Source organism: Hyphomonas sp. UBA4494 (assembly GCF_002388935.1).
Classification (GTDB): Bacteria; Pseudomonadota; Alphaproteobacteria; order Caulobacterales; family Hyphomonadaceae; genus Hyphomonas.
This window is the reverse complement of sequence record NZ_DGNK01000001.1, coordinates 1-2,560: the sequence shown is the minus strand read 5'-3', so window position 1 is coordinate 2,560 and position 2,560 is coordinate 1. Positions and strand designations below refer to the sequence as shown.

Annotated in this window: 4 protein-coding genes; 1 reads left to right on the top strand and 3 read right to left on the bottom strand. The window is 62.9% G+C overall.

The genetic code is table 11. From position 1 onward, the window contains the following. Positions 1–30 precede the first annotated feature (30 nt). From B2P82_RS00020 to B2P82_RS00010, 3 genes are read right to left on the bottom strand one after another with little or no spacing between them, the layout of a single operon-like run. Positions 31–276, bottom strand: coding sequence for a PDDEXK family nuclease (locus tag B2P82_RS00020; protein ID WP_290494167.1), 246 nt, complete (start codon positions 274–276; stop codon positions 31–33). A 6-nt stretch (positions 277–282) separates the two neighbouring features. Beyond that, complete coding sequence (locus B2P82_RS00015; RefSeq protein WP_290479707.1) at positions 283–726, bottom strand: hypothetical protein; 444 nt, start codon at positions 724–726, stop codon at positions 283–285. Next, positions 723–1,607: a ParA family protein gene (locus B2P82_RS00010; RefSeq protein WP_290494165.1), complete on the bottom strand. Its 885-nt coding sequence runs from the start codon at positions 1,605–1,607 to the stop codon at positions 723–725. Before B2P82_RS00010 ends, B2P82_RS00015 begins: the two co-directional genes overlap by 4 nt. A 217-nt stretch (positions 1,608–1,824) precedes the next feature. Here B2P82_RS00010 and B2P82_RS00005 point away from each other — a divergent pair. Next, positions 1,825–2,560 (top strand): phage portal protein (locus B2P82_RS00005; protein ID WP_290494163.1); only part of this gene is annotated, 736 nt, incomplete at its 3' end.

The following is a 2,560-nucleotide window of genomic DNA, read 5'->3' as shown; positions in this document are numbered from 1 at the left end:
AGGGGGAGGACAGGTGGGGGTCTGAGCGGACTAGCCTTCGCGCTGCCGGATCAATTCGATCTCGGACCTGATCTGTTGAGCCACCGCCTCAAGCGACTCATCGATATGAGAGACCGGAATGCGCATAATGGAGATCCCTCGCTCGTCAAGAAAGGCGTCTCGCCGGGCATCGCGACTCAGCACAAGCCACACCTTGTATTCCGTCTTCGAAGCAGACTGGCGAAGGGCACGGGCGCGGCGGGTGTGCTCAGGCGTGCGCGAGAACCTGTCCGCCATGATGCGTCAGCCCCCGGTGCGGAAGGCTTTCCGGCCGAAATAAGCGTTCTTGGGGGCGGGGGGCGTGTCGTCTGCGCTCGTGTCTTCGGCGGCCTTGGCGGGTTCCGTCGGTGGCGGATTGGTGCCGTTCATCAGGCCGCGGATCCAGGCGCAGGCGGCGCCTGCGGTGGAGACTTCAAGGTCCGGGACAGATCGGTCCATGCGGCGCGCCAACTGGCGGGCCTGGTGGGCGGTCAGCGATTTCAGCGTGGTTTCGAACAGGTCGGCCCCGACGGTCTCGCGCAAATGCTTCATGTCGTCCGTGGTCTGACCGGCGGAGATCATCAGCTTTTTCGCCAGCAGCATTGTGGCCGCCGCAAAATCCTTCTCGCCCAGCTTGGCAAAGCGATCGCGTTGGTTGAGCAGGGATTCCAGCGCTACGGCGCTGCGGGGAGTGGCGGTGTCGCTCATTGAATTTTCTCTCGTACTTCCTTGAGCAGGCTCTCGATGATGCCGAGCGCGTCACCGGGCCATTTGGCCTGCAGCGTCGGCTCCGGGCCAAGCTCGATCGGGTTGGTGGCAAAGCCCTGTTTCATCGGGATGACCGTGTCGAACATGTCGAACTCGGTTTCCTTGGCGCTGGCGGCTTCGCGCATGGCGTTCAGCACGACTTGCTGGTGCGGCGTGCCATCATAGCGGGTGGCGAGTACGCAAGGCAGGCTCTCGATATCGCGATTGCGGAGGTTTCGCATGATATCGCCCGTGAACAGGTCGAGGCCGAGTGTGGACATGAAGTCCGGAATAGTTGGTACAATGATCAGGTGGCTGGCGGCGAGGACGGTTTCGGTCATCACCGAAATGCCGGGAGGGCAGTCGCAGATGATGACGTCGTAGTCCGCCTTCAGCTTCTCGAAATCATCGCGCATGCGGCGGCCAACCTGGCCCTGCAGCGCTTCCATGGAATAGCCCTTGGCGGTCAGCTCATAGATCAGCTCGCGCTCGGTCTTGCGCAGACGCGGCGAGGACGGGATCAGGTCCAGTTCGAGCGGCTTGCCATTATAGCTGACATCAGAAGCGTCGGTGACGATGAATTCCGACAGGCGCTTGTGCTCGCCAGCGAAGAAATTCTCCAGCAGCCAGTCGGAAATCGTGACGTAATCATTGATGGCCTGAAAGAGGTGCTCGTCGCCTTCATGGCCGTAGACCAGCAGGGACGCATTGGCCTGTGTATCCAGGTCCACCACCAGTGTGCGAAAGCCATTGGCCGCAAAAGCTTCTGCCAGACTGACACAAGTAGTGGTTTTGCCAACGCCGCCCTTGGAGTTGGCGACGGAAATGACACGTGCCGACATTCTGTAAGCTCCTTTGCCCCTGATCGAATGGCGAAAGAGCAGATTTGCGCCCGTCTGGCTATGGCTGCGGGCCAAGAAAATACAGGGATAGTGACCGGTTAATCCTCAACTATTTCGCCATAGCGGACTGATTTTTCGCGACTTTTCCAAGCTGAATCCGATGGGGGTGGCGAGGATTTAATTTCTGCTCATCAACGCAAATGGAGCAGCGCCCCTCATGAACCCGATCTGGCCCTTCAACCGTCGCCCGCGCGAGGCGAAATCCGCGCCCCCTCTGGTAGCGCTATCCGAGGTGGGTGAGGCCCGTTGGGGCAGCCGGGACGGCGCGGCCCTGACGCGGGACGGATATCTGGCCAATGCCATTGCGTATCGGGCGGTCCGCATGGTGGCGGAGGCGGCGGCTGCGGTGCCGCTGGTCACGGCGCATGAGGGCGCGAGCCGCCTGTTGCGACGGCCCCAGCCGGACGGCATTGCGACCGAATTGTTCGAGACGGCCTATTCCCAGCTCCAGCTGACCGGGAATGCGTTCCTGGAAGGGGTGCGACTGGAGGCGGCGGACGGGGCGGGAGTGTCGGCGCTTTATGCGCTGGCCCCGTCCGCCATGCGGCCGGTTGCGGATGCGCGCGGATGGGTCGAGGCTTGGGCCGTGCGTGAGCGTCATGGCGAGCGACTGATCCGGCGCGATGCCGAGACCGGCTGGAGCCCCGTGCTGCACCTGAAACTGTTCAACCCGGTCAGCGACACGATGGGCCTTCCGCCGCTTGGCGCTGCAAGGCGGGCGCTGGACCTGCACAATGCGAGCGCCGACTGGGCCAAGGCCCTGATTGACAATTCGGCCAAGCCGTCGGGCGCGCTGGTCTATGGCGGGCATGGGCGGATGCCGCCGGACCAGTTCGACGCGCTGAAGGCTGAGCTGGAAGGCATGTATTCCGGCGCGGCGAATGCCGGGCGGC